The 25,926-nt window shown below is 69.5% G+C and carries 25 protein-coding genes and 4 pseudogenes; 22 read left to right on the forward strand and 7 right to left on the reverse strand.

What is annotated here, in order from left to right:
* Window positions 1-2: 2 nt before the first annotated feature.
* The 3 genes from BN971_RS15810 to BN971_RS15820 are packed head-to-tail and all read left to right on the forward strand — an operon-like array spanning window position 3 to window position 2,458.
* Complete coding sequence (locus BN971_RS15810; protein ID WP_085179219.1) at window positions 3-941, forward strand: crotonase/enoyl-CoA hydratase family protein; 939 nt, start codon at window positions 3-5, stop codon at window positions 939-941.
* 12 nt (window positions 942-953) lie between these two features.
* Entirely contained in the window at window positions 954-1,694 is a 741-nt protein-coding gene (locus tag BN971_RS15815) for a PaaX family transcriptional regulator C-terminal domain-containing protein (RefSeq protein WP_085179218.1), read from the forward strand.
* On the forward strand, window positions 1,691-2,458 hold the full coding sequence (locus BN971_RS15820) for a crotonase/enoyl-CoA hydratase family protein (protein ID WP_085179217.1): 768 nt from the start codon (window positions 1,691-1,693) through the stop codon (window positions 2,456-2,458). Before BN971_RS15815 ends, BN971_RS15820 begins: the two co-directional genes overlap by 4 nt.
* A gap of 40 nt (window positions 2,459-2,498) precedes the next feature.
* On the opposite strand, the gene BN971_RS15825 is transcribed toward BN971_RS15820, so the two are convergent.
* A complete protein-coding gene (locus BN971_RS15825; protein ID WP_085179216.1) occupies window positions 2,499-2,987 on the reverse strand; it encodes a DUF3060 domain-containing protein in 489 nt (162 codons plus the stop codon).
* Between the two features lie 32 nt (window positions 2,988-3,019).
* Window positions 3,020-3,406, reverse strand: coding sequence for a DUF3060 domain-containing protein (locus tag BN971_RS15830; protein WP_085179215.1), 387 nt, complete (start codon window positions 3,404-3,406; stop codon window positions 3,020-3,022).
* A 139-nt stretch (window positions 3,407-3,545) separates the two neighbouring features.
* Here BN971_RS15830 and BN971_RS15835 point away from each other — a divergent pair, with 139 nt between their 5' ends.
* From BN971_RS15835 to BN971_RS25860, 6 genes and pseudogenes are all read left to right on the forward strand, one after another.
* Complete coding sequence (locus BN971_RS15835) at window positions 3,546-4,217, forward strand: TetR/AcrR family transcriptional regulator (RefSeq protein ID WP_085179214.1); 672 nt, start codon at window positions 3,546-3,548, stop codon at window positions 4,215-4,217.
* Between the two features lie 226 nt (window positions 4,218-4,443).
* Window positions 4,444-4,818, forward strand: a complete 375-nt coding sequence (gene rpsL, locus BN971_RS15840) for a 30S ribosomal protein S12 (RefSeq protein ID WP_007767794.1) — start codon at window positions 4,444-4,446, stop codon at window positions 4,816-4,818.
* A complete protein-coding gene (rpsG, locus tag BN971_RS15845) occupies window positions 4,818-5,288 on the forward strand; it encodes a 30S ribosomal protein S7 (RefSeq protein WP_085179213.1) in 471 nt (156 codons plus the stop codon). Before rpsL ends, rpsG begins: the two co-directional genes overlap by 1 nt.
* Window positions 5,289-5,362: 74 nt before the next feature.
* Window positions 5,363-7,468, forward strand: coding sequence for an elongation factor G (fusA, locus tag BN971_RS15850; protein ID WP_085179212.1), 2,106 nt, complete (start codon window positions 5,363-5,365; stop codon window positions 7,466-7,468).
* A gap of 110 nt (window positions 7,469-7,578) precedes the next feature.
* Window positions 7,579-8,769, forward strand: coding sequence for an elongation factor Tu (gene tuf, locus BN971_RS15855; RefSeq protein WP_085179211.1), 1,191 nt, complete (start codon window positions 7,579-7,581; stop codon window positions 8,767-8,769).
* A 161-nt stretch (window positions 8,770-8,930) separates the two neighbouring features.
* Window positions 8,931-9,224, forward strand: a pseudogene (locus BN971_RS25860) (PE family protein); the annotation flags it as partial.
* A gap of 14 nt (window positions 9,225-9,238) precedes the next feature.
* On the opposite strand, the pseudogene BN971_RS25865 reads toward BN971_RS25860, so the two are convergent.
* A pseudogene (locus BN971_RS25865) lies at window positions 9,239-9,931 on the reverse strand (cation:proton antiporter domain-containing protein); the annotation flags it as partial.
* Between BN971_RS25865 and BN971_RS25115 the strand changes: the two are divergent.
* The 5 genes from BN971_RS25115 (at window position 9,872) to BN971_RS15885 (ending at window position 14,173) form a co-directional block, all read left to right on the forward strand.
* Window positions 9,872-10,171, forward strand: coding sequence for a hypothetical protein (locus BN971_RS25115; RefSeq protein WP_170322166.1), 300 nt, complete (start codon window positions 9,872-9,874; stop codon window positions 10,169-10,171). The pseudogene BN971_RS25865 and the gene BN971_RS25115 sit on opposite strands and share 60 nt — an antisense overlap.
* A 48-nt stretch (window positions 10,172-10,219) precedes the next feature.
* Window positions 10,220-11,053 (forward strand): hypothetical protein, encoded by an 834-nt coding sequence (locus tag BN971_RS15870; protein ID WP_085179210.1) that lies wholly within the window; start codon window positions 10,220-10,222, stop codon window positions 11,051-11,053.
* Between the two features lie 88 nt (window positions 11,054-11,141).
* Window positions 11,142-11,969, forward strand: coding sequence for a mycofactocin-coupled SDR family oxidoreductase (locus BN971_RS15875; protein WP_085179209.1), 828 nt, complete (start codon window positions 11,142-11,144; stop codon window positions 11,967-11,969).
* A gap of 9 nt (window positions 11,970-11,978) precedes the next feature.
* Window positions 11,979-13,190 (forward strand): NAD(P)/FAD-dependent oxidoreductase, encoded by a 1,212-nt coding sequence (locus BN971_RS15880; protein WP_090350284.1) that lies wholly within the window; start codon window positions 11,979-11,981, stop codon window positions 13,188-13,190.
* Window positions 13,187-14,173, forward strand: coding sequence for a D-2-hydroxyacid dehydrogenase family protein (locus BN971_RS15885; protein ID WP_245836525.1), 987 nt, complete (start codon window positions 13,187-13,189; stop codon window positions 14,171-14,173). Before BN971_RS15880 ends, BN971_RS15885 begins: the two co-directional genes overlap by 4 nt.
* 11 nt (window positions 14,174-14,184) lie before the next feature.
* Here the strand turns inward: BN971_RS15885 and BN971_RS15890 are convergent, their stop codons facing one another.
* Together BN971_RS15890 and mftR are read right to left on the reverse strand one after the other, a co-directional pair.
* Entirely contained in the window at window positions 14,185-15,231 is a 1,047-nt protein-coding gene (locus BN971_RS15890; protein WP_085179207.1) for a DUF2332 domain-containing protein, read from the reverse strand.
* Window positions 15,228-15,824, reverse strand: coding sequence for a mycofactocin system transcriptional regulator MftR (gene mftR, locus BN971_RS15895; RefSeq protein ID WP_169718542.1), 597 nt, complete (start codon window positions 15,822-15,824; stop codon window positions 15,228-15,230). The genes BN971_RS15890 and mftR overlap by 4 nt, the downstream gene beginning before the upstream one ends.
* 95 nt (window positions 15,825-15,919) lie before the next feature.
* Between mftR and mftA the strand changes: the two genes are divergently transcribed.
* The 7 genes and pseudogenes from mftA (at window position 15,920) to mftG (ending at window position 22,207) form a co-directional block, all read left to right on the forward strand.
* Entirely contained in the window at window positions 15,920-16,009 is a 90-nt protein-coding gene (gene mftA, locus BN971_RS15900; protein WP_076061738.1) for a mycofactocin precursor MftA, read from the forward strand.
* A gap of 16 nt (window positions 16,010-16,025) precedes the next feature.
* A complete protein-coding gene (gene mftB, locus BN971_RS15905; RefSeq protein WP_085179206.1) occupies window positions 16,026-16,298 on the forward strand; it encodes a mycofactocin biosynthesis chaperone MftB in 273 nt (90 codons plus the stop codon).
* Window positions 16,295-17,437 (forward strand): mycofactocin radical SAM maturase, encoded by a 1,143-nt coding sequence (gene mftC, locus BN971_RS15910; RefSeq protein WP_428978062.1) that lies wholly within the window; start codon window positions 16,295-16,297, stop codon window positions 17,435-17,437. The genes mftB and mftC overlap by 4 nt, the downstream gene beginning before the upstream one ends.
* Window positions 17,361-18,443, forward strand: a pseudogene (mftD, locus tag BN971_RS15915) (pre-mycofactocin synthase MftD); the annotation flags it as partial. The gene mftC and the pseudogene mftD, both read left to right, overlap by 77 nt.
* Before the next feature lie 164 nt (window positions 18,444-18,607).
* On the forward strand, window positions 18,608-19,339 hold the full coding sequence (gene mftE, locus BN971_RS15920; RefSeq protein WP_085179203.1) for a mycofactocin biosynthesis peptidyl-dipeptidase MftE: 732 nt from the start codon (window positions 18,608-18,610) through the stop codon (window positions 19,337-19,339).
* Entirely contained in the window at window positions 19,336-20,748 is a 1,413-nt protein-coding gene (gene mftF / locus BN971_RS15925) for a mycofactocin biosynthesis glycosyltransferase MftF (protein ID WP_085179202.1), read from the forward strand. The genes mftE and mftF overlap by 4 nt, the downstream gene beginning before the upstream one ends.
* Before the next feature lie 19 nt (window positions 20,749-20,767).
* Window positions 20,768-22,207 carry a mycofactocin dehydrogenase MftG gene (mftG, locus tag BN971_RS15930; RefSeq protein ID WP_085179201.1) on the forward strand — a complete coding sequence of 480 codons (1,440 nt, stop codon included), beginning with the start codon at window positions 20,768-20,770 and terminating at the stop codon, window positions 22,205-22,207.
* A gap of 161 nt (window positions 22,208-22,368) precedes the next feature.
* On the opposite strand, the pseudogene BN971_RS26475 reads toward mftG, so the two are convergent.
* Together BN971_RS26475 and BN971_RS15940 are read right to left on the reverse strand one after the other, a co-directional pair.
* Window positions 22,369-22,743 (reverse strand): annotated as a pseudogene (locus tag BN971_RS26475) (PE family protein); the annotation flags it as partial.
* Window positions 22,744-23,320: 577 nt separating this feature from the next.
* Entirely contained in the window at window positions 23,321-24,907 is a 1,587-nt protein-coding gene (locus BN971_RS15940) for an MFS transporter (protein WP_085179199.1), read from the reverse strand.
* 140 nt (window positions 24,908-25,047) lie between these two features.
* On the opposite strand from BN971_RS15940, the gene BN971_RS15945 reads away from it, so the two are divergent.
* On the forward strand, window positions 25,048-25,656 hold the full coding sequence (locus BN971_RS15945) for a TetR/AcrR family transcriptional regulator (protein ID WP_264027320.1): 609 nt from the start codon (window positions 25,048-25,050) through the stop codon (window positions 25,654-25,656).
* The last annotated feature ends 270 nt before the right edge of the window (window positions 25,657-25,926 follow it).

Below are 25,926 nucleotides of genomic sequence, written 5' to 3' on the forward strand. Positions count from 1 at the left end.
CGGTGACCCACGCGATCAGGCCGGTCGACTTCGACAACCTGAAGACGATGACCTATGAGGTCACCGACCGGGTTGCGCGAATCACGTTCAACCGTCCGGAAAAAGGCAACGCGATCATCGCCGACACCCCGCTGGAGCTCTCGGCGTTGGTGGAGCGCGCCGACCTCGATCCGGCGGTGCACGTGATCCTGGTGTCGGGCCGCGGCGAAGGGTTCTGCGCCGGCTTCGACCTGAGCGCCTACGCCGAGCGCACCGGCTCGGCCGGTGGGACCGGCGGCTACCAGGGCACCGTGCTCGACGGCAAGACGCAGGGGGTCAACCACCTGTCTAATCAGCCCTGGGACCCCATGATCGACTACCAGATGATGAGCCGCTTCGTGCGCGGGTTCGCCAGCCTGATGCACGCCGACAAGCCCACGGTCGTCAAGATTCACGGCTACTGCGTGGCGGGCGGCACCGACATCGCCCTGCACGCCGACCAGGTGATCGCCGCCGCCGACGCCAAGATCGGCTACCCGCCGACCCGGGTCTGGGGCGTCCCGGCGGCGGGCCTGTGGGCGCATCGGCTCGGCGACCAGCGCGCCAAGCGCCTGTTGTTCACCGGCGACTGCATCACCGGAGCGCAGGCCGCCGAATGGGGTCTGGCGGTGGAGGCCCCGGCACCCGAAGACCTCGACGAGCGCACCGAGCGGCTGGTGCAGCGCATCGCGGCGGTGCCTGTCAACCAGCTGATCATGGTCAAGCTCGCGCTCAATTCGGCTCTGCTGCAACAGGGTGTCGCCACCAGCCGGATGGTCAGCACCGTGTTCGACGGGGTCGCCCGCCACACGCCCGAGGGGCACGCCTTCGTCGCCGAGGCCGTCGAACACGGCTTCCGCGAGGCCGTGCGGCATCGCGACGAGCCGTTCGGCGACCACGGCCGGCAAGCCTCCCAGGTCTGAGAGGAATCAGCCATGGCGAGCATGACGGCTCGGTCGGTGGTGCTCAGCGTGCTGCTCGGCGCGCACCCGGCGTGGGCGAGCGCGAGCGAATTGATCGGGCTGACCGCCGATTTCGGCATCAAGGAGACGACGTTGCGGGTCGCGCTGACCCGCATGGTCGGCGCCGGCGACCTGGTCCGCTCCGCTGACGGCTACCGGCTCTCCGATCGCCTGCTGGCCCGCCAGCGCCGCCAGGACGACGCGATGCGGCCCCGCACCCGCCCGTGGCGCGGGGAGTGGCTGATGGCCGTCGTCACAAGCGTGGGCACGGACGCCCGAACCCGGGCGGCGCTGCGAAACACCATGCACGAGAAGCGCTTCGGCGAGCTGCGCGAAGGGGTGTGGATGCGCCCCGACAACCTGGACCCGGACCTGGGCCCCGAGGCCGCAGGCCGGATTCGGCTGCTGCGGGCGCGCGACGACGCGCCCGAACAGCTCGCCGGTGAGCTGTGGGACCTCGGCGGGTGGGCGAAGACCGGCCACCGGCTGCTGGCCGACATGGCCGGTGCGGGCGACGTTCCCGGCCGCTTCCTGGTGGCCGCGGCAATCGTTCGCCACCTGCTCACCGATCCGATGCTGCCGGCCGAGCTGGTGCCCGCCGACTGGCCGGGGTCGCGGCTGCGCGATGCTTACCACGACTTCGCGACTGAACTGGCGCAGCGACGTGGTCGGGCGGAACCAAACAACGGAACCCAACTGGTGGAGGTGCGATGAGCGATCCGGTGCGCGTCGAGCGCAGTGGCCCGGTGACGACGGTGATCATCGACAGGCCGGCGGCGCGCAACGCCGTCAACGGCCCCACCGCCGCCGCGCTGTACGCGGCCTTCGACGAATTCGACCGCGACGACTCGGCGTCGGTGGCCGTGTTGTGGGGCGAGGGCGGAACATTCTGTGCCGGAGCGGACTTGAAAGCGTTCGGCACGCCGGAGGCCAACGCCGTGCACCGCACCGGTCCCGGTCCGATGGGCCCGTCGCGAATGGTGCTGTCCAAACCGGTGATCGCGGCGGTGAGCGGCCACGCGGTCGCCGGGGGACTCGAGCTGGCCCTCTGGTGTGACCTGCGGGTGGCCGAGGAGGACGCCGTGTTCGGGGTGTTCTGCCGGCGCTGGGGCGTGCCGCTCATCGACGGCGGCACCGTGCGGCTGCCCCGGCTGATCGGCCAGAGCCGGGCGATGGACATGATCCTCACCGGGCGCGGTGTGCGGGCCGACGAAGCCCTGGCGATGGGCCTGGCCAATCGCGTGGTGCCCAAGGGACAGGCGCGGCAGGCGGCCGAGCAGCTGGCCGCCGAGTTGGCCGCGCTGCCGCAGCAGTGCCTGCGGTCGGATCGGCTGTCCGCGTTACACCAGTGGGGGACAACGGAATCCGAGGCGATGGACTTCGAGTTCGCCAGCATCTCCCGGGTCGCGGCCGAGGCGAGTGAAGGGGCCGGCCGGTTCGCGGCCGGCGCCGGCCGGCACGGGGCTTCAGCCCTTTAGCGGCCCTTTAGCGGCCTTTTCGCGGCCTTTTAGCGGCCGGTCAGCTGCCCTTGTTGATGGTGTTGCCCGAGCCGAGGTTGTCGACCTTGGGTGCACCGTCCTTGTAGGTGATGGTGTTGTCCATGCCCACCACGCTGATCCGCGTGTTGACCTTGTCGAGGGTGACCTTGTTGTTCGCGCCGCCGATGGTCAACGATTCGCAGGTCCCGGTGACGGTCAGCGTGTTGTTGGAGCCGCCCACGTTCAGTGACTTGCCGTCGCCGCAGTCGAGGGTGGCCGTCGTCCCCATCGAGCCGTAGTTGAGCGTGTTGCCGATCTCGATCGACGCGGTGGTGCTCGCTCCGCTCGAACTGGTCGTCGCGGCGGCGCCGCTCGTCGTCGTCGAGGTCGAACTCGACTTCGTCGTGGTCGACGACCCCGCGGGCGGGTTGGCGGTCGAACTGCACCCCGCCAGCACCGCGGCCGCGGCGACCGGCGCCAGGGCGAGTGCGGCCAGGCCGGACTTGTGGTCACCGAAGTGCGCGCGCATTGATCCTCATTCCCCTTGTCGATCCCGGTGGCTCAGCCGGGTACCTGCTGCAGCCGGTTGGTCATGCCCAGTTCGCGGCCGCGGTCCCAGAGGATCGGCTGGCCGCCGTGGTAGAACACCGTCTCGTTCCAACCGTAGACGGTGATGTCGTGCGAAACCGAGTCCGCCACAACGGTGTTGCCCGAGCCCATCACCGTGACCGCGTAGCAGTTCCCCAGCGCGGTGACGGAGTTGTCGGTGCCGTTGACCAGCAGGGTGGCGTCGTTGCAGTCCACCGTCTGTTCGACGCCCTGACCGGTGATGTGCGTGTCGCCGTTCTTGGCGTGCGCGGCCGGCGCAGCGGCCACGACAGCGGCCACGAGAGCGGCGACACAGGCGACACACGCGGCGAGCGACGCGGCGACGGCTGTCCTGTTCACGAGGCCCCCTTAGCGCGGTGGAATGAGCCTGCAAAGAGATTACGTGCCCTCCCCCCGCCAATGGCAGACCCCTCGGGCATTTGCCCGTCAACTAGAGTCATTAGTCAACTCGATCAGCCGCAACCGAAGGGCTATTGCGATGGCAGCTCCGCCGGACCCGCCGACGGCGGCCGTGCGCCAGCGCGGCGGCCGCTCGGGCGCGCGCCCGGCCAAGCTGAGCCGCGAGGGCATCGTCGAGGGCGCGCTGACCTTTCTGGACCGTGAGGGCTGGGACTCGCTGACCATCAACGCCCTGGCCACCCAGCTGGGAACCAAGGGGCCCTCGCTGTACAACCACGTGGACAGCCTGGAGGACCTGCGCCGCGCCGTGCGGATCCGGGTCATCGACGACATCATCACCATGCTGAACCGGGTGGGCGAGGGCCGCGCCCGCGACGACGCCGTCCTCGTGATGGCCGGCGCCTACCGTAGCTACGCCCATCACCATCCCGGCCGCTATTCGGCCTTCACCCGGATGCCGCTGGGCGGTGACGACCCCGAATACGCCGCCGCCACGCGGGGGGCCGCCGCGCCGGTCATCTCCGTGCTGTCCTCCTACGGTCTGGACGGCGAGGAGGCGTTCTACGCGGCGCTGGAATTCTGGTCCGCGCTGCACGGCTTCGTCTTACTCGAAATGACCGGGGTCATGGACGACATCGACACCGACGCCGTGTTCTCCGACATGGTCCTTCGCCTGGCGGCGGGCCTGGAGAAACGCACCGAGAAACCCGCCGGGCGAAGCGCCGCAGCCGAGGGTGTCACGCCGCTTTGACCTGCGCGACCGGCGGCGGGTATTGTGGAGCCTCGTGCCTGGCGGCTTACGGCGCCTGACCGTAAGGAAGTGAATGCCGGGCGAATTCGCATGTCCAGGACGCATCGGATCCCCTCCGGTGCGCGGCGCGTGCGACACACCCGGCCGCGGGGTAGTGCGGCCGGACAAAACTGCAGTACATGAGACTTGAAGAATGCAAGTAAGACGCGAGACAGAAAGCCGGTAGATGCCAACCATTCAGCAGCTGGTCCGCAAGGGTCGCCGCGACAAGGTAGCCAAGGTCAAGACCGCGGCCCTCAAGGGCAGCCCACAGCGCCGTGGCGTGTGCACCCGCGTGTACACCACCACCCCGAAGAAGCCGAACTCGGCGCTTCGCAAGGTTGCCCGCGTGAAGCTGACCAGCCAGGTCGAGGTCACCGCCTACATCCCGGGCGAGGGGCACAACCTGCAGGAGCACTCGATGGTGCTGGTGCGCGGCGGCCGGGTGAAGGACCTGCCCGGCGTGCGGTACAAGATCATCCGCGGTTCCCTGGACACCCAGGGCGTCAAGAACCGCAAGCAGGCTCGCAGCCGTTACGGCGCCAAGAAGGAGAAGAGCTGATGCCACGCAAGGGACCCGCGCCCAAGCGTCCGTTGGTGAACGACCCGGTGTACGGGTCTCAGCTGGTCACCCAGCTGGTGAACAAGATTCTGCTCAAGGGGAAGAAATCGCTCGCCGAGCGCATTGTTTACGGTGCGCTCGAGAATGCCCGGGAAAAGACAGGTACCGATCCCGTCATCACGCTCAAGCGCGCGCTCGACAACGTCAAGCCCGCCCTGGAGGTCCGCAGCCGCCGCGTCGGCGGTGCGACGTACCAGGTGCCCGTGGAGGTGCGCCCGGACCGGTCCACCACGCTGGCGCTGCGCTGGCTTGTCAGCTTCTCGCGGCAGCGCCGGGAGAAGACCATGATCGAGCGGCTGGCGAACGAGATCCTGGACGCCAGCAACGGCCTCGGGGCCTCCGTCAAGCGGCGCGAGGACACCCACAAGATGGCCGAGGCCAACCGCGCCTTCGCCCATTACCGCTGGTGATTGCAGCCGGCGGTGACGGCCGGGCGCAACCAACAGCGAACTAACCAAGCAATCGAAAGAGTGGGAAGACTTCTGTGGCACAGAAGGACGTGCTGACCGACCTGACCAGGGTCCGCAACATCGGCATCATGGCGCACATCGACGCCGGCAAGACGACGACGACCGAGCGCATCCTCTACTACACCGGCATCAGCTACAAGATCGGTGAGGTCCACGACGGCGCGGCCACCATGGACTGGATGGAGCAGGAACAGGAGCGGGGAATCACCATCACCTCCGCGGCCACCACCTGCTTCTGGAACGACAACCAGATCAACATCATCGACACCCCGGGCCACGTCGACTTCACCGTCGAGGTGGAGCGCAGCCTGCGCGTGCTCGACGGCGCGGTCGCCGTCTTCGACGGCAAGGAAGGCGTCGAGCCGCAGTCCGAGCAGGTCTGGCGGCAGGCCGACAAGTACGACGTCCCGCGGATCTGCTTCGTCAACAAGATGGACAAGATCGGCGCCGACTTCTACTTCTCGGTGCGCACCATGGAGGAGCGCCTCGGCGCCAACGTCATCCCGATCCAGCTGCCGGTCGGCTCCGAGGGCGACTTCGAGGGCGTCGTCGACCTGGTCGAGATGAAGGCCAAGGTGTGGAGCGCCGAGGCCAAGCTCGGCGAGAAGTACGACGTCGTCGACATCCCCGCCGACCTGCGGGAGAAGGCCGACGAGTACCGCACCAAGCTGCTCGAGTCCGTCGCCGAGACCGACGAGGCGCTGCTGGAGAAGTACCTGGGCGGCGAGGAGCTCACCGTCGAGGAGATCAAGGGTGCGATCCGCAAGCTGACCATCAGTTCGGAGGCCTACCCGGTGCTGTGCGGCAGCGCCTTCAAGAACAAGGGCGTGCAGCCGATGCTGGACGCGGTCATCGACTACCTGCCCTCGCCGCTGGACGTGCCGCCGGCCGTCGGCCACGCTCCGGGCAAGGAGGACGTCGAGGTCGTGCGCAAGCCGTCGACCGACGAGCCGTTCTCGGCGCTGGCCTTCAAGGTCGCCACGCACCCGTTCTTCGGCAAGCTGACCTATGTCCGGGTGTACTCGGGCAAGGTCGATTCCGGCAGCCAGGTCATCAACTCCACCAAGGGCAAGAAGGAGCGGCTGGGCAAGCTGTTCCAGATGCACTCCAACAAGGAGAACCCGGTGGAGACCGCGTCGGCGGGTCACATCTACGCGGTGATCGGTCTGAAGGACACCACCACCGGCGACACCCTGAGTGACCCGAACGACCAGGTCGTACTCGAGTCGATGACCTTTCCCGACCCGGTCATCGAGGTGGCGATCGAGCCCAAGACCAAGAGCGACCAGGAGAAGCTGAGCCTGTCGATCCAGAAGCTCGCCGAGGAGGACCCGACGTTCAAGGTCCACCAGGACGCCGAGACCGGGCAGACCGTGATCGGTGGCATGGGCGAGCTGCACCTGGACATCCTGGTCGATCGCATGCGCCGCGAGTTCAAGGTCGAGGCCAACGTCGGCAAGCCGCAGGTCGCCTACAAGGAGACCATCAAGCGGCTGGTGGAAAAGGTCGAGTTCACCCACAAGAAGCAGACCGGTGGCTCGGGCCAGTTCGCCAAGGTGCTGATCAACCTCGAACCTTTCCACGGCGAGGACGGGGCGACCTACGAATTCGAGAACAAGGTCACCGGTGGCCGCATCCCGCGCGAGTACATCCCGTCGGTGGACGCCGGCGCCCAGGACGCCATGCAGTACGGCGTGCTGGCGGGCTACCCGCTGGTGAACCTGAAGGTCACCCTGCTCGACGGGGCCTTCCACGAGGTCGACTCGTCGGAGATGGCCTTCAAGATCGCCGGTTCTCAAGTGCTCAAAAAGGCTGCTGCGCAAGCGCAACCGGTGATCCTGGAACCGATCATGGCCGTTGAGGTCACCACGCCCGAGGACTACATGGGCGATGTGATCGGCGACCTGAACTCCCGCCGTGGCCAGATCCAGGCCATGGAGGAGCGGAGCGGTGCACGCGTGGTCAAGGCGCACGTGCCGCTGTCGGAGATGTTCGGCTACGTCGGCGACCTGCGGTCGAAGACCCAAGGCCGGGCGAACTACTCCATGGTGTTCGACTCGTACGCCGAAGTGCCGGCGAACGTGTCGAAGGAGATCATCGCGAAAGCGACGGGTCAGTAAGGGCCAGCAACAACGGAGTAATCTTGCCGGGTCATCAATGCCTTGGGCGCGGCACAACTGAAAACACCAACACTGCTTAAACAAGCACCAACAAGTCGGAGGACACAACAGTGGCGAAGGCGAAGTTTGAAAGGACCAAGCCCCACGTCAACATCGGGACCATTGGTCACGTTGACCACGGAAAGACCACACTGACGGCGGCGATCACCAAGGTCTTGCACGACAAGTACCCGACGTTGAACGAGTCGCGCGCATTCGACCAGATCGACAACGCGCCCGAGGAGCGCCAGCGTGGCATCACGATCAACATCTCCCACGTGGAGTACCAGACCGAGAAGCGCCACTACGCCCACGTCGATGCGCCGGGTCACGCCGACTACATCAAGAACATGATCACCGGCGCGGCCCAGATGGACGGCGCCATCCTGGTGGTGGCCGCGACGGACGGCCCGATGCCGCAGACCCGCGAGCACGTGCTGCTCGCGCGGCAGGTCGGCGTGCCCTACATCCTGGTCGCGCTGAACAAGGCCGACGCCGTGGACGACGAGGAGCTGCTGGAGCTCGTCGAGCTGGAGGTCCGCGAGCTGCTGGCCGCCCAGGAGTTCGACGAGGACGCCCCGGTGGTCCGGGTCTCGGCGCTCAAGGCGCTCGAGGGCGACGCGAAGTGGGTCGAGTCCGTCTCCGAACTGATGGACGCGGTCGACGAGTCGATCCCGGACCCGGTCCGTGACACGGAGAAGCCGTTCCTGATGCCCGTGGAGGACGTCTTCACCATCACCGGCCGTGGCACCGTGGTCACCGGCCGCGTGGAGCGTGGCGTCATCAACGTGAACGAGGAAGTCGAGATCGTCGGCATCAAGCCCACCAGCACCAAGACCACCGTCACCGGCGTGGAGATGTTCCGCAAGCTGCTCGATCAGGGCCAGGCCGGAGACAATGTCGGGCTGCTGCTGCGCGGCATCAAGCGCGAGGACGTCGAGCGCGGTCAGGTTGTCGTCAAGCCCGGCACCACCACGCCGCACACCGAGTTCGAGGGCCAGGTCTACATCCTGTCCAAGGACGAGGGCGGCCGGCACACGCCGTTCTTCAACAACTACCGTCCGCAGTTCTACTTCCGCACCACCGACGTGACCGGTGTGGTGACGCTGCCGGAGGGCACGGAGATGGTGATGCCAGGTGACAACACCAACATCTCGGTCAAGCTGATCCAGCCCGTCGCCATGGACGAGGGCCTGCGGTTCGCCATCCGCGAGGGTGGCCGCACCGTCGGCGCCGGCCGGGTCGTCAAGATCATCAAGTAGTCCAGCTCGAACACGAAGCCCGGATCGCCCGTAGGCGGTCCGGGCTTCGTGTTTGTTTACCCAAATTCCCGTGTGGGGGCGCCCCGCGGGACGGTAGGATCGTTTTCAATCGAGTCTTCGGACCGACCGGGGGGGCTAGTAGGCCGTGCTTGGAGGTTCGGATGTCGTATGTGGTCGCAGCGCCCGAGTTTGTGGCGGCTGCTGCGAATGACCTGGCGACCATCTTGTCCAATCTCAGCTCGGCGAACGCGGCGGCCCTGGCCCCGACCTCGGGGGTGATGGCCGCGGGCGCCGACGAGATTTCGGCGACCATCGCCGCCCTGTTCGGCGCCCACGCCCAGGCTTATCAGGCGCTCAGCGCGCAGGCCGCGATGTTCCATCAGCAATTCGTGCAGCTCATGACCGGCGGCGCTTCGCAGTACGGCCTCACCGAGGCCGCCAACGCCTCGCCGCTCGATTTCGCGCAGCCGGCCGCGACCAGCGCCAGGTGCAGGGGCTGGCCGAGCAGCCGGCCCACGCAATGCGCCAGCACGGCGCCAACCCCCAGTGCCAGGCCCAGCAGGATGAACTTCGGGTGCGATCCCAGGTCGCGCACCTGCAGTGAGGCGCCCAGCCAGACGAAGAACAGCGGGCTGAAAAATCCCTCGGTGACCCCGAACAGCTGACGCGCCAGCCGTCGGGGCTCGCCGACCATGGCGATCACCAGGCCCAGCGCGAAGCCCGCCAGCATGATCGACACGTGGGTGGCGACGGCGAACGCCGAGAGGGCGAACAAGAGAAGCAGGTTGTAGCGCAGTTCCAGGGCGAATCGCTGCTTCTTCGAATAGTCGTGCAGGCGCTGGCGCCAGCCCCGGCGGTCGACCGCGCGCAGCAGCACGAACAGCACCGTCGCGCAGCCGGTGAGCGCCAGCGCGCCCAGCGCCGTCGCCGGGGCGCGACGGATGTCAATCACCAAGGGCAGCAAGACAATACACGCCGTATCCGCGATCGCGATCTGCGCCGTCACGGATAGCACGGTCGGTCCCCGCAATCCCAGAGAGTCGATCACGGGCAGCGCCACCGCGGCCGACGACGACGCCATCAGGACCGCATACAGCGCGGGGTGGCCGGTACCGAAAGCCGTCGCCAGCCCGATGCCCAGGGCCACCGCGGCCGCGCCGCCCGGCTGTCTCCGGCATCGGGAACGGCGGTTGGCGCGGTTGCCCCGGCCGAACCGGCCGCTCCGGTCGAGGCGATCGAGGCCGAAGGCGCGGAGCTCGGACCCACAAACGCGATCCCGGCGAACGCGTTGCCGCTGTCGACCGGGACGCCGCTGGGGGCGGCCCCGGCGTCGCGCGCCTACACACCCGCGACGCCGGCCTATTCGCCGGGGTCCGCGGCCCAGGAAGAAGCGGGGGAGTGATCGCGCAGGGCCTGTCGCCGACCTCCTAGTCCGATTCGGAGGAACAACATGTTGGCCCGCTACCTCAAGGCCCAGTTGATCGTCCTGCTGTGCGGCGGCCTGGTGGGCCCGATCTTCCTGATCGTCTACTTCACCCTCGGCTTCGGCGACCTCCTGAAGTGGATGTTCTACGTCGGCCTGCTTATCACCGTCGCCGACGTGCTCATCGCGCTGGGACTGGCCAACTACGGCGCTAAGTCGTCGGCTAAGAACGCGGCGCTCGAGCAGAGCGGGGTGCTGGCGCTCGCCCAGATCACCGGGCTCACCGAGACGGGGACGTGGATCAACAACCAGCAGGTGGTCAAGGTGCACCTGCACATCGCCGGGCCCGGTTTGCTGCCCTTCGACAGCGAGGACCGGGTGATCGCCAGCGTCACCCGATTGGGCAACCTCAACGCCCGCAAGCTCGTGGTTCTGGTCAACCCCGCCACGCAGGAGCACCGCATCGACTGGGAGCGCAGCGCGTTGGTCAACGGCCTGGTGCCCGCGCAGTTCACCATCGCCGAGGACAACCGGACCTACGACCTCAGCGGACAGGCCGGACCGCTCATGGAGATTCTGCAGATCCTCAAGGCCAACAACGTCCCGCTGAACAACATGGTCGACATCCGGACCAACCCGGCCTTGCGGCAGCAGATCCAGGCGGTGGTGCGCCGGGCGGCCGAACAACAGCCCCAAGCGGCCGAGCCGGTGCCGGCGGTCGCGCAGGCGGCACCGGCGGTCCCGCCGCCCAAGCCGTCGATCGCCGAGCGGCTGCAAGAACTGGAAACGCTGCGCGCCACCGGCGCGCTGACCGACCAGGAGTACGGGAGCCGGCGCGCCCAGATCATCTCCGAAATCTGACTTCCCGCGGTAGCCGAGACCGCGTTAGAACACGTTCCAATTCCGCTGCTAGCCTGACGGGAATCGTAGGACGGCGAAGGGGCTGCGCGTGGCGGGACAGGCGGGATCACTGCACGGCCGGGTGGCGTTCGTCACCGGCGCGGCCCGGGGTCAGGGGCGCTCGCACGCGGTGCGGCTGGCGCGGGAGGGCGCCGACGTCATCGCCCTCGATATCTGCGCCCCGGTGTCGGACACCGTGTCCTACCGGGCGGCCACCCCCGAGGAGCTTGCCGAGACCGCCCGCCTGGTGGAGGGCGAGGGCCGCAAGGCCCTGACCCGCGAGGTCGACATCCGCGACGACGCGGCGCTGCGCCAGCTGGTGGCTGACGGTGTCGAACAGTTCGGCCGGCTCGACATCGTCGTGGCCAACGCGGGAGTGCTTGGCTGGGGCCGGGTTTGGGAGCTCACCGACGAGCAATGGGACACCGTCATCGGGGTCAACCTGACCGGCAGCTGGCGCACGCTGCGGGCCACGATCCCCGCGATGATCGACGCGGGCAACGGCGGCTCCATCGTGGTCGTCAGCTCGGCGGCCGGGGTGAAGGCCACACCGGGCAACGGCCACTACGCCGCCAGCAAGTTCGGCCTCACCGCGCTGACCAACACCCTCGCGATCGAGCTGGGCGAATACGGCATCCGGGTCAACTCCATCCACCCGTACTCCGTCGACACGCCGATGATCGAGCCGGAGGCCATGATGCGGATCTTCGCCGAGCATCCCGCCTTCGTGCACAGCTTCCCGCCGATGCCGTTGCAGCCCAAGAGCTTCATGTCGCCGGACGAGGTGGCCGACGTCGTCGCGTGGCTCGCCGGCGACGGCTCGGGAACGCTGTCGGGCACCCAGATCAACGTGGACAAGGGCGCCTTGAAGTACTGATCGGCCATCGTGTATGAACTCCACGTGACCAGTAACGATGGCGCCGGCCCGGGCGAGCGCGCAATTGTGATCGTCGGCGGCGGCCTGGCCGCCGCCCGGACCGCCGAGCAGTTGCGGCGGTCCGGCTTCCCCGGGCGCATCACGATCGTCAGCGACGAGGTGCACGTCCCCTACGACCGCCCGCCGCTGTCCAAGGAGGTGCTCCGCAAGGAGGCCGACGACGTGGCGCTCAAACCGCGCGAGTGGTACGACGAGCAGGGCATCACCCTGCGGCTGGGCGCGGCCGCCACCGGCCTCGACACCGCCAAGCGGACGGTCACTTTGGCCGACGGCAGCGTGCTCGGCTACGACGAGCTGGTCATCGCAACGGGTTTGGTGCCGCGGCGCATCCCGTCGTTCCCGGACCTGGAGGGCATCCGGGTGCTGCGCTCGTTCGACGAGAGCATGGCGCTGCGCGAGCACGCGTCCGCCGCACGGCACGCCGTGATCATCGGCGCCGGCTTCATCGGCTGCGAGGTGGCGGCCAGCCTGCGCACCCTGGGCGTGGACGTGGTGCTGGTGGAGCCGCAGCCGACCCCGCTGGCGGCGGTGCTGGGCGAACGGATCGGCGAGCTGGTGGCCCGGCTGCATCGCGCCGAGGGCGTCGACGTCCGCCTCGGCGTGGGCGTGGCCGAAGTACGCGGGCACGGGCACGTCGACACCGTGGTACTGACCGACGGCACCGAGCTGCCTGCCGACCTGGTCGTCATCGGCATCGGGTCGCACCCGGCGACCGACTGGCTACAGGGCAGCGGCGTCGAGGTGGACAACGGCGTCCTCTGCGACGAGGCCGGGCGCACGACCGCCCCCAACGTGTGGGCGCTCGGCGACGTCGCGTCCTGGCGGGACGCCACGGGACACCAAGCGCGCGTGGAGCATTGGAGCAACGTCGCCGATCAGGCCCGCGTCGTGGTGCCGGCGATGCTGGGCCAGGAGGCGCCGTCGGTCGTCGTCGTCCCGTATTTCTGGAGCGACCAGTACGACGTCAAGATTCAGTGCCTGGGCGAACCCGAGGCCACCGACACCGTGCACCTCGTCGAGGACGACGGCCGCAAGTTCCTGGCCTACTACGAACGCGACGGCGCCCTGGTCGGGGTGGTCGGCGGGGGCATGCCCGGCAAGGTGATGAAGACCCGCGCCAAAATCGCCGCCGCGGCGCCGATTGCCGAGGTGCTCGGCTGACGCGGCGGCCGGCCCGGGTCGCCATACTCGACGACTACGCCGGCGTGGCCCTCGAGGTGGCCGACTGGTCGCAGGTCCGGAGTCGTTCGGAGATAACGGTTTTCGACCGGCACCTGTCCGAGGCGGAGGCCGCCGAAGCGCTGCGCGGCTTCGACGTGGTCTGCACGATGCGCGAGCGGATGGCGTTCCCTCGCACGCTGATCGAGCGGCTGCCCGACCTCAAGCTGATCACGATCGTCGGCCGGGCCCTGCCCAACCTCGACATGGCCGCGGCCACCGAGCGCGGCGTGCTGGTGGCCCACTCGGACTTCACCGCCCCCCGGTTCCGGGCCCTGCGCGACGCGACGCCGGAGCTCGCGTGGGGGCTGATGATCGCCACGGTGCGCAACCTGGCCGAGGAGCACCGCCGCATGCGCGACGGCGGGTGGCAAACGGCGACGGGCGTGACGCTGGCCGGGAAGACGCTCGGGCTCTTGGGTCTCGGCAGGACCGGCAAACGCATGGCCGAATACGCCAAAGCCTTTGGCATGCCGGTGGTTGCGTGGAGCCAGAACCTCACCGAGGAGGCCGCGGCCGAATCCGGTGCCCGCCGCGTCGAGAAGACGGCGCTCTTCGAGGAATCCGACGTGGTGTCCATTCACCTCGTGCTCTCCGAGCGCACCCGCGGCCTCGTCGGCGCGCCCGAGCTGGCGCTGATGAAGCCGAGCGCCTACCTGATCAACACCTCGCGGGGGCCGATCGTCGACGAGGCCGCGCTGCAGGCTCGGCGCATCGCCGGCGCCGGGCTCGACGTGTTCGACGTCGAGCCGCTTCCGCCCGACCACCCGCTGCGGCGCCTGCCGAACGTGACGCTGTCTCCCCACCTCGGGTACGTCACCCGCGAGATGCTCGGCGCCTTCTACGCCGACACCATCGAGGCCGTGACGGCCTGGCTGGACGGAACGCCCGTCCGAGTCGCCAATCCCGAAGCGCTGCCCGGCTAGTGGCGATAGCGCTAATACCAGGTGACCGGCGGGCCGTGCGGGTGGCACTCGCCCAGCACGTCGAGTTCCCCACCGGGCCAGCTGCGGGCCCGGATCAGGAACCTGATCGGAGACCCGGGCCCGTCGCGGGCGGGCTCGAGCGTGAGGTGGGCAAACGGCGAGCGGGGACCGGCCCGGCGGGCCAGCTCCTCGACGCCGCCGCGGACCGCGACCCGCTCCTCGGCGGACAGGTACTGCCAGGTGATCGAGTGCCAGAGCACGGTCAGCGCCCCCTCGGCCAGGGTGAGGCCGGCGATCGCGTCGGCCGCCGTCCTGCGCTCCAGGTGCGCCGGGACGCCGCGGGCCACCGTGACGGCGCCGCGCAGCCGTTGCAGCCGCGCGTGCTGGTCGGGCCACACGTAGCTCAGCACGGTGAGCTCCCCGTCGTCGCCCATGACGTCGATGGGCGCGATGTCATACCCGCGGCGCTCGACGATGCGCACGGGGCCGTTCGGGGGCAACGCCCCGCGCCACGCGTCCGCGATGACCACGGGCGAGTCGGCCGGTCCCCACCGGGTATCGGCGAAGCGGTACTGGTAGTGATCGGCGCGCAGGTTCAGCCCCGCACTCGTCCCGATCTCGAAAAGCCTTATTGGCAAATTAAATTCGTGGTTGGCGCACAGCAGGCCGCCGATCAGGGCCGCCGACCGGCCCACCTCGTTGGTCTGCGGCGGGTGGTCCAGGGCCGCGCGCAGCGAATCGTGGTGGCGCTCGGCGACGAACAGAATCTCCGGCCAGGCGGCCTCGGCGTCCCACGCGCCGCCGCTGCTGGGATACCAGCGGCGCAGCCCCGCCGCCCGGCCGTCGAGCACGAGCCGGTGCAAGCCCCCGAGCAGCCGAAGCGGAACCGCGTGGCCGAACGGGTCGTCCTCGTGGCCGGACAGGATGGAAGCGAAGACACCGCCGGCCTCCACGTCCGCGGCCACCTGCTCGAGCAGCTCGCCGTACATGGGCGAGCCGGCGCCGGCGCAGAACAGTCCCTGCGACCGCAGCGAGTGCAGCAGGTGCTCGCTGCTCACCCGTCGAGCCCGTTCAGCCCGGCGCCGACGACGTCGAAGGCGATGCCCAGCGCCACCGGCAACGGGACGGACTCGTCGGCCAGCCAATGCTCGTAGGCGCTCAGCGCCACCCCGAGCATCGTCCACGCGACGGTTTGCGGCAGCAGGTCGGTGGTCTTGCCCTCGGTCCTGCGGGCCACGAATCCCGCGACGACCTCCCGCCAGCCCGCGTACATGGTCATCGAATAGGCCTGCAGCTCCGCGGTCTGCAGGATGACCCGCATCCGCTGGCGGTGCCGCACGGTCTCGGACTCGTCAAAGGTGTTGAACGCCAAGAGCGCCGCGCGCAGCGCCTCGCCCAGCGACACCCTCGGGTCGACGCCGTCGAGCAGGTCGCGCAGGTGCGCGAGGTGGGTGTCGAAGTCGCCCCACGGGATCGCGTTCTTCGACGCGTAGTAACGGAACAGGGTGCGGCGGGCGATGCCCGCGGCGTGTGCGACGTCGTCGACGCTGACGTCGGCGAAACCCCGGGCGGTGAACAACTCGATGGCCACGTCGGCGATGTGTTGGGGCGTGGTGGAGCGGCGCCGGCCAACTCGAGGCTGGGGCATCATCGGACCCGCCCTTCCGTTTCGGCACTCGATGCCATATTCTGACGACGATTGTGACCCACACCATCGTTGTCAAGACCTGACGAAAGGCAAGGCCCGTGGACCGCGAAACCGACACCGACACCGAACTCGTGACCGAGACCCTGGTCGAAGAGGTCTCCATCGACGGGATGTGCGGGGTCTACTGACCCCCCACCCGCACCCGTGTTCGACCCCGACCGCGGCTGGCGGTTGCACCCCCAGGTGGCCGTCCGTCCGGAACCTTTCGGCGCGCTGCTCTACCACTTCGGCACGCGCAAGCTCTCCTTCGTCAAGAACCGCACCCTCCTCACCGTGGTGCGGTCGCTGGACGAACATCCCGACGCCCACGCCGCCTGCCGCGCCGCCGGTGTCGACGACTCCGGGCAGGGCCCGTACCTGCACGCGCTGGGAGCGCTGGCCGATTCCCGAATGCTGATCCCGAAGGAGGCCCAATGACGGCTCCGGCCAAGGCGGCGGTGCCGCGGCTCATCGAGCAGTTCGAACGCGGGCTGGACGCGCCCATCTGCCTGACGTGGGAGCTGACGTACGCGTGCAATCTTGCTTGCGTGCATTGCCTTTCGTCATCGGGCCGGCGCGACCCACGGGAGCTGTCCACGCGGCAGTGCATGGACATCATCGACGAGCTGGAACGCATGCAGGTGTTCTACGTCAACATCGGGGGCGGCGAGCCCACGGTGCGCCCGGACTTCTGGGAGCTCGTCGACTACGCCACCGCGCATCACGTCGGGGTGAAGTTCTCCACGAACGGCATCCGGATCACGCCCGAGGTCGCCGAGCGGCTGGCCGCCAGTGACTACGTCGACGTCCAGATCTCGCTCGACGGCGCCACGCCGGAGGTCAACGACGCCGTCCGCGGGGCCGGGTCGTTCGCCATGGCGGTGCGTGCGCTGGAAAACCTCGCGGCGGCGGGATTCTCCCAGAACGGGGGAGCCAAGATCTCGGTCGTGGTGACCCGGCACAACGTCGACCAGCTCGACGAGTTCGCCGCGCTGGCCGACCGCTACAACGCCACACTGAGGATCACCCGGCTGCGTCCGTCGGGGCGCGGCGCCGACGTCTGGGACGACCTGCACCCCACCGCGGCCCAGCAGGTCCAGCTGTATGACTGGCTGGTGGCCAAGGGCGAGCGGGTGCTCACCGGTGACTCCTTCTTCCACCTGGCACCGCTCGGGCAGTCCGGCGCGCTGGCCGGCCTGAACATGTGCGGGGCCGGCCGGGTGGTATGCCTGATCGACCCGGTCGGGGACGTGTACGCCTGTCCGTTCGCCATCCACGACCGCTTCCTGGCCGGAAATGTGTTGACCGACACCGGCTTTGGAGTCGGCTTCGCCAACGTCTGGAAGAACGCGCCGCTGTTCCGCGAACTCCGCGAACCGCAGTCCGCGGGTGCCTGCGGCAGCTGCGGGCACTACGACAGCTGCCGGGGCGGCTGCATGGCGGCCAAGTTCTTCACCGGCCTGCCGCTCGACGGGCCGGACCCCGAGTGCGTCACGGGCCACGGTCTCCGACAACGTCGAGGCATTCGGCGAACTCGGGTTCGCCCCGCACGTCGTCGGTGCGCCGGAAAAACGTGACTTGTCCACCACCGTTATGGGACAAGACATTTCGCTGCCGGTGCTCATTTCGCCGACCGGTGTGCAGGCGGTCCACCCCGACGGCGAGGTGGCCGTCGCGCGGGCCGCGGCGGCACGCGGAACGGCGATGGGGCTCTCCTCGTTCGCCAGCAAGCCGATCGAGGAGGTCATCCCCGCCAACCCGAAGATCTTCTTCCAGGTGTACTGGCTCGGCGGGCGCGACGCCATCGCCGAACGCGTGGAGCGGGCGCGGCGGGCCGGGGCGGTGGGATTGATCGTCACCACCGACTGGACGTTCGCGCACGGCCGGGACTGGGGCAGCCCCAAGATCCCGGAGAAGATGAACCTGCCGACGTTCCTGCGCCTGTCCCCGGAGGCGATCGTCCGGCCGCGCTGGCTGTGGGAGTTCGGCAAGACCCTGCGGCCGCCGGAGCTGCGGGTGCCGAACCAGGGCCGCCGCGGCGAACCCGGTCCCCGCTTCTTCGACGCCTACGGGGAGTGGATGGGGACGCCGCCGCCGACCTGGGAGGACATCGCCTGGCTGCGCGAGCTGTGGGGCGGTCCGTTCATGCTCAAGGGCGTCATGCGCGTCGACGACGCGAAAAGGGCTGTGGATGCCGGGGTTTCGGCCATATCGGTGTCCAACCACGGCGGCAACAACCTGGACGGCACCCCGGCGTCCATCCGGGCCCTGCCGGCGATCGCGGCGGCCGTCGGCGACCAGGTCGAGGTGCTGCTCGACGGCGGCGTCCGGCGCGGCGGTGACGTCGTCAAGGCGTTGGCCCTGGGGGCGCGCGCGGTGATGATCGGCCGCGCATACCTGTGGGGCCTGGCGGCGGCCGGGCAGGCCGGCGTCGAGAACGTTCTGGACATCCTGCGCGGCGGCATCGACTCGGCGCTGATGGGCCTCGGGCGCGCGTCGGTGCACGACCTCGTCGAAGACGACGTGCTGGTTCCGGCGGGCTTCGCCCGGGCGCTCGGCGTGCCACCGGCCGGCGAGTCCTGACCGGATCTCTGTTATTTAGGTCATCTTTGCCCAGCTTTACGTTGGCACGGTCGCGCCCGCGTGGTACCCACGGGGCCCACGTGACGAACGAGCCGAATTTCTCACCCAGGATGAACGAGCCAGAAAAAATTCGTTTTCACCGGACAACAACTGGTGCACGCCAGGTGAATTCGGCCTACCATCACCGAGTGCCTGTACTCGGCGAATTGGGAGCGGCGACATCGGGCCAGCTCTCCGACCTCTCGCCGTCGGTGCTGATCCCGCTCGGTTCGACCGAACAGCACGGTCCGCACCTGCCGCTGGATACCGACACCCGGATCGCGACGGCGGTCGCGCGGGCCGCCCGGGCCCACCTCGGGTCGGAGTGGTTGGTGGCGCCGGCCATCGCCTACGGCGCCAGCGGCGAGCACCAAAGCTTCGCCGGGACGATCTCGATCGGCACCGGCGCCCTGACCGAGCTGCTGGTGGAATATGGCAGGTCGGCCGCCTGCTGGGCCCGGCGCCTCGTTTTCGTCAACGGCCACGGCGGCAACGTCGCCGCCCTTCACCGTGCCGTCGGCACGCTGCGGGCCGAGGGGCGCGATGCCGGATGGTGCCCGTGCTTCGCCGCCGACGGTGACGCCCACGCCGGCCATACCGAAACATCCGTGTTGCTGCATATTTCGCCCGCCGATGTCCTGACCGACCGATGGCTCGCGGGCAACCGCGCGCCCCTGCCCGAGCTGCTGCCGTCGATGCGCCGCGGGGGAGTCGCCGCGGTCAGCCCCGTCGGAGTCCTGGGGGACCCGACCACCGCGACCGCCGCGGAGGGCGCCCGCATCTTCGGCGCCATGGTCACCGAGTGTGCGCATCGGGTCACCCGGTGGCGGCCCCGCGCGGACGGAATGCTGACATGAGCCAGCCCCGCTTGCCGGACGGCTTCGCCGTCCAGGTGGATCGTCGCGTGCGGGTGCTCGGCGACGGCTCGGCCCTGCTCGGCGGTTCCCCGACCCGACTGCTGAAGCTGGCGCCGGCCGCCCAGGACATGCTCTGCGACGGCCGGCTGAAGGTGCGCGACGACGACAGCGCCCGGCTGGCCCGCGCCCTGCTGGACGCCACGGTGGCCCACCCCCGGCCCGCCGGCGGCCCGTCGCACCGCGACGTCACGGTGGTAATTCCCGTGCGGGACAACCTTTCCGGCGTGCGGCGCCTGGTCAGTTCCCTGCGTGGGCTGCGCGTCATCGTGGTCGACGACGGGTCGTGCCCACCGATAGAACCGGGTGACTTCGTCGGCGCGCACTGCGACGTGGAGGTGTTGCGCCACGCCCGCAGCAGGGGCCCGGCCGCCGCGCGCAACACGGGGCTGGCCGCCTGCACCACCGACTTCGTGGCGTTCCTCGACTCCGACGTCGCCCCGCGGCGCGGCTGGCTCGAGGCGTTGCTCGGGCACTTCTGTGACCCCACCGTCGCCCTGGTCGCGCCGCGCATCGTCGGGTTGTCGCAAAGCGAGAACGTGGTGGCGCGGTACGAGGCGGTCCACTCGTCGCTCGACCTCGGGGAGCGCGAAGCGCCGGTCCTGCCGCACAGCACCGTGTCCTACGTGCCGAGCGCGGCCATCATCTGCCGTTGCTCGGCCCTGCGGGAGATCGGCGGGTTCGACGAGACCATGACGTCCGGCGAGGATGTCGACCTGTGCTGGCGGCTGATCGAGACGGGCGCCCGCCTGCGCTACGAGCCGATCGCGCTGGTCGCGCACGACCACCGGACCGAACTGCGTGACTGGCTCGTCCGCAAGGCCTTTTACGGTGGCTCGGCGGCGCCGCTGTCGATTCGCCACCCGGACAAGACGGCGCCGGTGGTGATCTCCGGCTGGGCGCTGACGGCCTGGACTTTGATGGCGCTCGGGACCGGGCTTTCCCAACTGGCGTCGCTCCTGGTGGCGGTGCTGACGGGGCGCCGGGTCGCTCGGGCCATGCGCGATGCCGACACGTCGCTGGCCGATGTGCTGGCGATCGCCTCGCGCGGCCTGTGGTCGGCGGCGCTGCAGCTGGCCTCGGCGCTGTGCCGGCACTACTGGCCGCTGGCGCTACTCGCCGCCCTGCTCTCGCGCCACTTCAGACACGTCGTCCTGGTCGCCGCCGTCATGGACGGCGTGGTGGACTGGCTGCGCCGCCGGGATGCCGTCGGCGACGAGTCCGAGCCGCTCGGGCTGCTGGCCTACCTCCTGCTCAAACGCGTCGACGACCTGGCGTACGGTCTCGGGCTGTGGTGGGGGGTGGTGCGCGAACGCAACGCTCGCGCGCTCAAACCACAGATCCGCAGCTAGCCGGCGCCCCGACCCCGCCGTGAGTAACGCCGCTTCCCACAGCGACGTGCTGATCGTCGGCGCCGGCAGCGCCGGATCAGTTGTCGCCGAGCGCCTTTCCGCCGATCCAAGCCGCAGCGTGACCGTCCTGGAGGCCGGCCCCACGCTCGCCGACCCGGAGTTACTGGCCGCCACCGCCGATGGCTGCCGACTGCCCATCGGGGCCGACAGCCCGCTGGTCCGGCGTTACCAGACCCGGCTCACCGATCACCCGGTCCGCCTGCTGCCCATCGTGCGGGGCGCGACCCTCGGCGGCTCCGGCGCCGTCAACGGTGGGTACTTCTGCCGCGCGCTGCCGGACGACTTCGACCGCCTGGGCATACCCGGGTGGGCCTGGGTGGACGTCCTGCCGAGTTTCCGCGCCATCGAGACCGACCTGGACTTCGACGGCCCCGCGCACGGCGAGAGCGGACCCATCAGGGTCCGCAGGACCCGCGAGATGACCGGCACCACCGAGCGTTTCATCGCCGCGGCGCAGCGGGCCGGGTACCGATGGATCGCCGACGTCAACGACGTTGGCCCGCAACCCGTTTCGGGGGTAGGCGCCGTGCCGCTCAACATTGTCGACGGGGTCCGGGCCGGGTCGGGCGCGGCGTACCTGACGCCGGCGCTGGGCCGGCCGAACCTCACGCTGCGGGCGCTGACGCGGGCGGTGCGACTGCGGTTCGCCGGGGCCAGGGCGGTGGGGGTCGACGCGATCGGGCCGCACGGGCCCGTGTCCCTGACTGCCGATCGGATCGTGTTGTGCGGCGGTGCGATCCAGTCGGCGCAGCTGCTGATGCTGTCCGGGGTGGGCGAGGAGGAGATGTTGCGGGAGGCCGGGGTGCCGGCGGTGGCGCCCCTACCGGTGGGGACCGCGTTCAGTGATCACCCCGAATGGGTGTTGCCGACCAATTGGGCCGTCGCGCCCGGCCGGCCGGTGCTGGAGGTCATGCTCAGCACCGCAGACGGCCTCGAAATCCGGCCGTACACAGGCGGATTCGTCGCGATGACCGGCGATGGCACGGCCGGGCGCCCAGACTGGCCGCACATCGGGGCGGCGCTGATGCGGCCCCGGGCGCGCGGGCGGCTCACGCTGGTGTCCGCGGATCCCGATGTGCCACCGCTGATCGAGCACCACTACGACAGCGCGGCCGACGACGTGGCCGCGCTGCGGCGGGGCAGCGAACTGGCCCGCGAACTCGCCGGCGCCGCGGCGTCGGTCGGGCCGCCGGTGTGGTCGACGTCCCAACACCTCTGCGGGACAGCGCCGATGGGTGCCGAGGGTGACCCGCGAGCGGTGGTCGACCACCGGTGCCGCGTCCACGGCATCGAAAACCTCTGGGTGATAGACGGTTCCATCCTCCCGTCGATCCCCAGCCGCGGCCCGCACGCCACCATCGTCATGGTGGGGCACCGGGCCGCGGAATTCGTTGCGTGAGTTCAGTCAGCGGGGCTTGCCGTCGGCTGCTCGTCGGCGGCGCCGGTGGAGTAGGCCGGCGTTGCGGGCCGGTACGCGGAGGTCAACGGCGCGGCGGAGGTCAACGGCGTCGTCGACAGGGGCGTCGCGGCCGCCGGTGAAATCTCCGGTGTCGCCGCCGCTCCCGCGAGCGCCAGCGACGGCGCCGACGTCAGTGCCTGCCCGGCGGAGCCCGTGGGGCTGAGTGCGTGCTGGGTGGTCTGTAGCGGCGACGCGTTGGCGGCCTCGGTGAGCGCATACTGCTCCGCGCCGCCGTTCATGAGCTGGACGAACTGCGCATGAAACGCGGCGGCCTGGGCGCTGAGCTCCTGATAAGCCTGCGAGTGGGCGTCGAACAGGGCCGCGATGCTCGCCGAAACCTCGTCGGCGCCCGGGGGGAACACGCTCGAGGTCGGCCCCGCGGCGAACGAGTTGGCGAACTCCAGCGTGGAACCGACGTTCGCCAAATCCGCTGCGGCGGCGGCCACGTATTCGGGCGCCGCAATCACCCATGACACTGAAGAATCCCCCCAGCCAAGCCGGATAACGCCCGCCGACCCAAGGCGGGTGCTATGAGGGGAAGCCTAACGAGGCCGAGGTTTGGCCGCGGCGTTTTCGGCAGCCTCGCGGTGAACTTTCAGCGACGAGGGCGGGTCACGCATGTCGGCGTGACCCGCCCTCGGTTGGCGGCTTTCATGACGTCCACGTAGACGGCCACGACAGTGGCGGTGCGCGCGCAGATGGGCGTCAGGCGCGGACAGGGCGTCGCAATATTCGTGGACGGCACGACGGCCGCTTCACCGTTGCACTGCTGTTGCGATCCACCTCCCTTCAGTTTGCAGATCGGGTCCGGAAGTCTCCGGACCAGCGTCGTGCCGGGGGCGAACGCCGCCGCGAGGCCGGCGAAACCGGCCCGGGCGCAATCCCGGCATCTGCCTGAATCAACAACACATTCCACCTCACCGTCCGAGATGACCTGCAACTGTCGATATACATTTCTGATACCAGATCAGAAAGATGTTTTCAAGGATTTTTCCGCTTGTTTTTCGGGGATGGTAGTGCCGGACAACAACATTGGCGGGGCGGAGGTCCCCGTCAGGCCCGGTGCCGACGGGCGAGGGCCCGCCGCACCGGCCCAAGTTGACGGCCGTCGCGCCCCGGGGCCCACAACCCGATCAGGACCGCGGCGGCCGCGACGATCACGGCCAGCGCCGTCGTGGAGGCGTGCAGCGAGGCCATGAACGCGGTTTTGCTCAGCTCGGCCAGTGAGCGCCCCTGAGGCCCCAGCCGGTCGGCGATCTCGACGGCCTTGGCGAGCGAATCGGAGGCGGGGCCGCGGACCGGCGCGGGGAAGTGCGCCAGCCGGGGCGCCAGTTCCTGCGAGTAGCGTCCGGCCAGGATCGACCCGGCCACGGCGATGCCCAGCGCCCCGCCCATCTCCCGCGAGGCGTCGTTCACCGCGGACGCGACGCCCTGCTTCTCGTCGGGGACGGCCCCCATGATCGCCGAAGTCGTTGGTGCCGTGCAGAACCCGATGCCCGTGCTCAGTATCAGCGTGGGCCAGGCCAATTCGAGGTACGTGGTGTGCAGCCCGAGCACGTGCATGCTGGCGAAGCCCACCGCCATCAGCAGCGTGCCCGCGAAAATCACCAGCCGCAGGCCGAACTTCGGTACGTACCAGAACGACAGCGCCGAACATATGCCCAGGGGCACCATGAAGGGGGTGAACGCCACGGCCGTCATCAGCGGCGAGTAACCCATGATCTGCTGCACGTACTGCATGCCGAGATAGAAGAAGCCGAACGTCGCGCCGAACAGGATGACGATCGAGGCGACGCCGGTGGCGAACGCGGGATCGGTGAAGAGCCGGACGTCGAGGAGCGGTTGCCGGCGGCGCAGTTCGACCGCGCAGAACAGAAGGGCGAGCAGTCCGCCGACCACCAGGCCGCCCCAGATGAGCGGGTCGGCCCAGCCGCGAGTGGGCGCTTCCAGGATGGCGGCGACCGCGATCGCCAGCGCGGCCCCGATCAGCAGCGCGCCGGGCGCGTCGATGCGGGGGGCGGCGGCGTCGCGCGACGAGGACACCGTGCACGCCAGGGCGAAGATCACCAGGCCGGCGACGCCCAACGACCAGAAGATGGCGTGCCAGTCCCAAAACCGCAGCAGCACACCGGATCCGAGCATCCCGAGGACCGCGCCCGAGCCGGCCGTACCGGCCCAGATGCCGACGGCCTTGACCCGGTCCTCCTTCGGGTAGGCGACGGTCAGCAGCGACAGCGTGGCGGGCATGACGAATGCCGCACCCACGCCGGCCACCGCGCGTCCGGCGATGATCTGCACCGGGTGATGCAGCAGCGCGGGAGCCATCGAACCGGCCGAGAAGACCAGCAGACCGATCAGCAGCGCGCCGCGCCGGCCGTGCCGGTCACCGATCGCCCCGGCGGGCAGCAACAGGCACGCCAGGGCCACCGTGTAGCCGTCGACGACCCAGTTCAGCTGGGACTGGGTTGCCGACGTGGCGACCGCGAGGTCGCCCAGGGCGGTGTTCAGCGCGGTCATCGACGCAACGACCAGCCCGACGGCCATGCAGGCCACGGCCAGGGTCCAGAGCCGGGAGCGGGGGCTACCCCCGGGGCCCAGGTCATTACTACGCTGATCGGGCCGGGTGAGAATTTCGACCACGCGAGACGCCTCCTTAGGGGCCGGCGAGATTTTTAAGACTGTCCGTCTCGTAGATAGACCGATAGTCTCGTGGCCAAACAGGAGGTGGATCACAGTTGGCCGGGACGACCGATCCTCGTCCGGCGCGTTCCCGAGCTCGCTTGCTGGACGCCGCCGCCGCGCTGCTGCGTGCCGGGGGTCCCAGCGCTGTGACCGTCGACGCGGTCACCCGTACCGCCAACGTAGCCCGGGCCACTCTGTATCGCCACTTCTCCAGCGGTAACGACCTGCTGGCCGCGGCGTTCGGCACCTTGCTGCCGCCGGTGGCCATGCCGCCGGCCGACGGCACGCTGCGGGACCGGCTGGTCGCCCTGGTGCTGGCCCATGCGGAGTCGGTCGCTGAGGCCCCGACGCTGCTGACCGCGATGTCGTGGCTGGCGCTGGGGCCTGACCTCAGCGGTTTGCCGGAACCCCGTGGCAGCCGCGGCGCCGACAACTCGGCGATCACCACGCTTCGCGAACGCATCGCCCAGCAGTACGCCGCGCCCTTCGACGCGATCTTCGACAGTCCCGAGGCGGCCGAGCTGGGGGAGGTGGACCGGTCCCGGGCCATCGCGCTGCTGATCGGGCCGCTGGTGCTGGGACGGCTGTCCACCCTGCCCGATTTCGACTATCGGGAGTGCGCGCTTGCGGCCGTCGACGGCTTCCTGCACGTTCAGCGGGCGCAGCAGCGCGCCAGCGCCGCCAGTACCGATACGGCGGGCGCCTGAAATCCCTGACCAGGGCCCCTGAGGGGGATTCGGGTCGGAATTTTGAAGAACCCGGGATCTGAGGCATACTGTTCGGGTTGCCTTGAGCCGGGTTTGCGCCTGGCCGGGCATACGACCAGCGCCCAAACGGGCGCGTCCGGTCCCACCTCTGCCTCGCGGGCGAATTCGCTCGCGGACGAGGCTGCGCCAGGGTGACACGCCCGACCGCGGGGGCCGGTGGACCACGACAGGTAAACAGCGGCGCAGTATCCGGCGCGACGCTCGACCGGC

The organism is Mycobacterium bohemicum DSM 44277 (assembly GCF_001053185.1).
Classification (GTDB): Bacteria; Actinomycetota; Actinomycetes; order Mycobacteriales; family Mycobacteriaceae; genus Mycobacterium; species Mycobacterium bohemicum.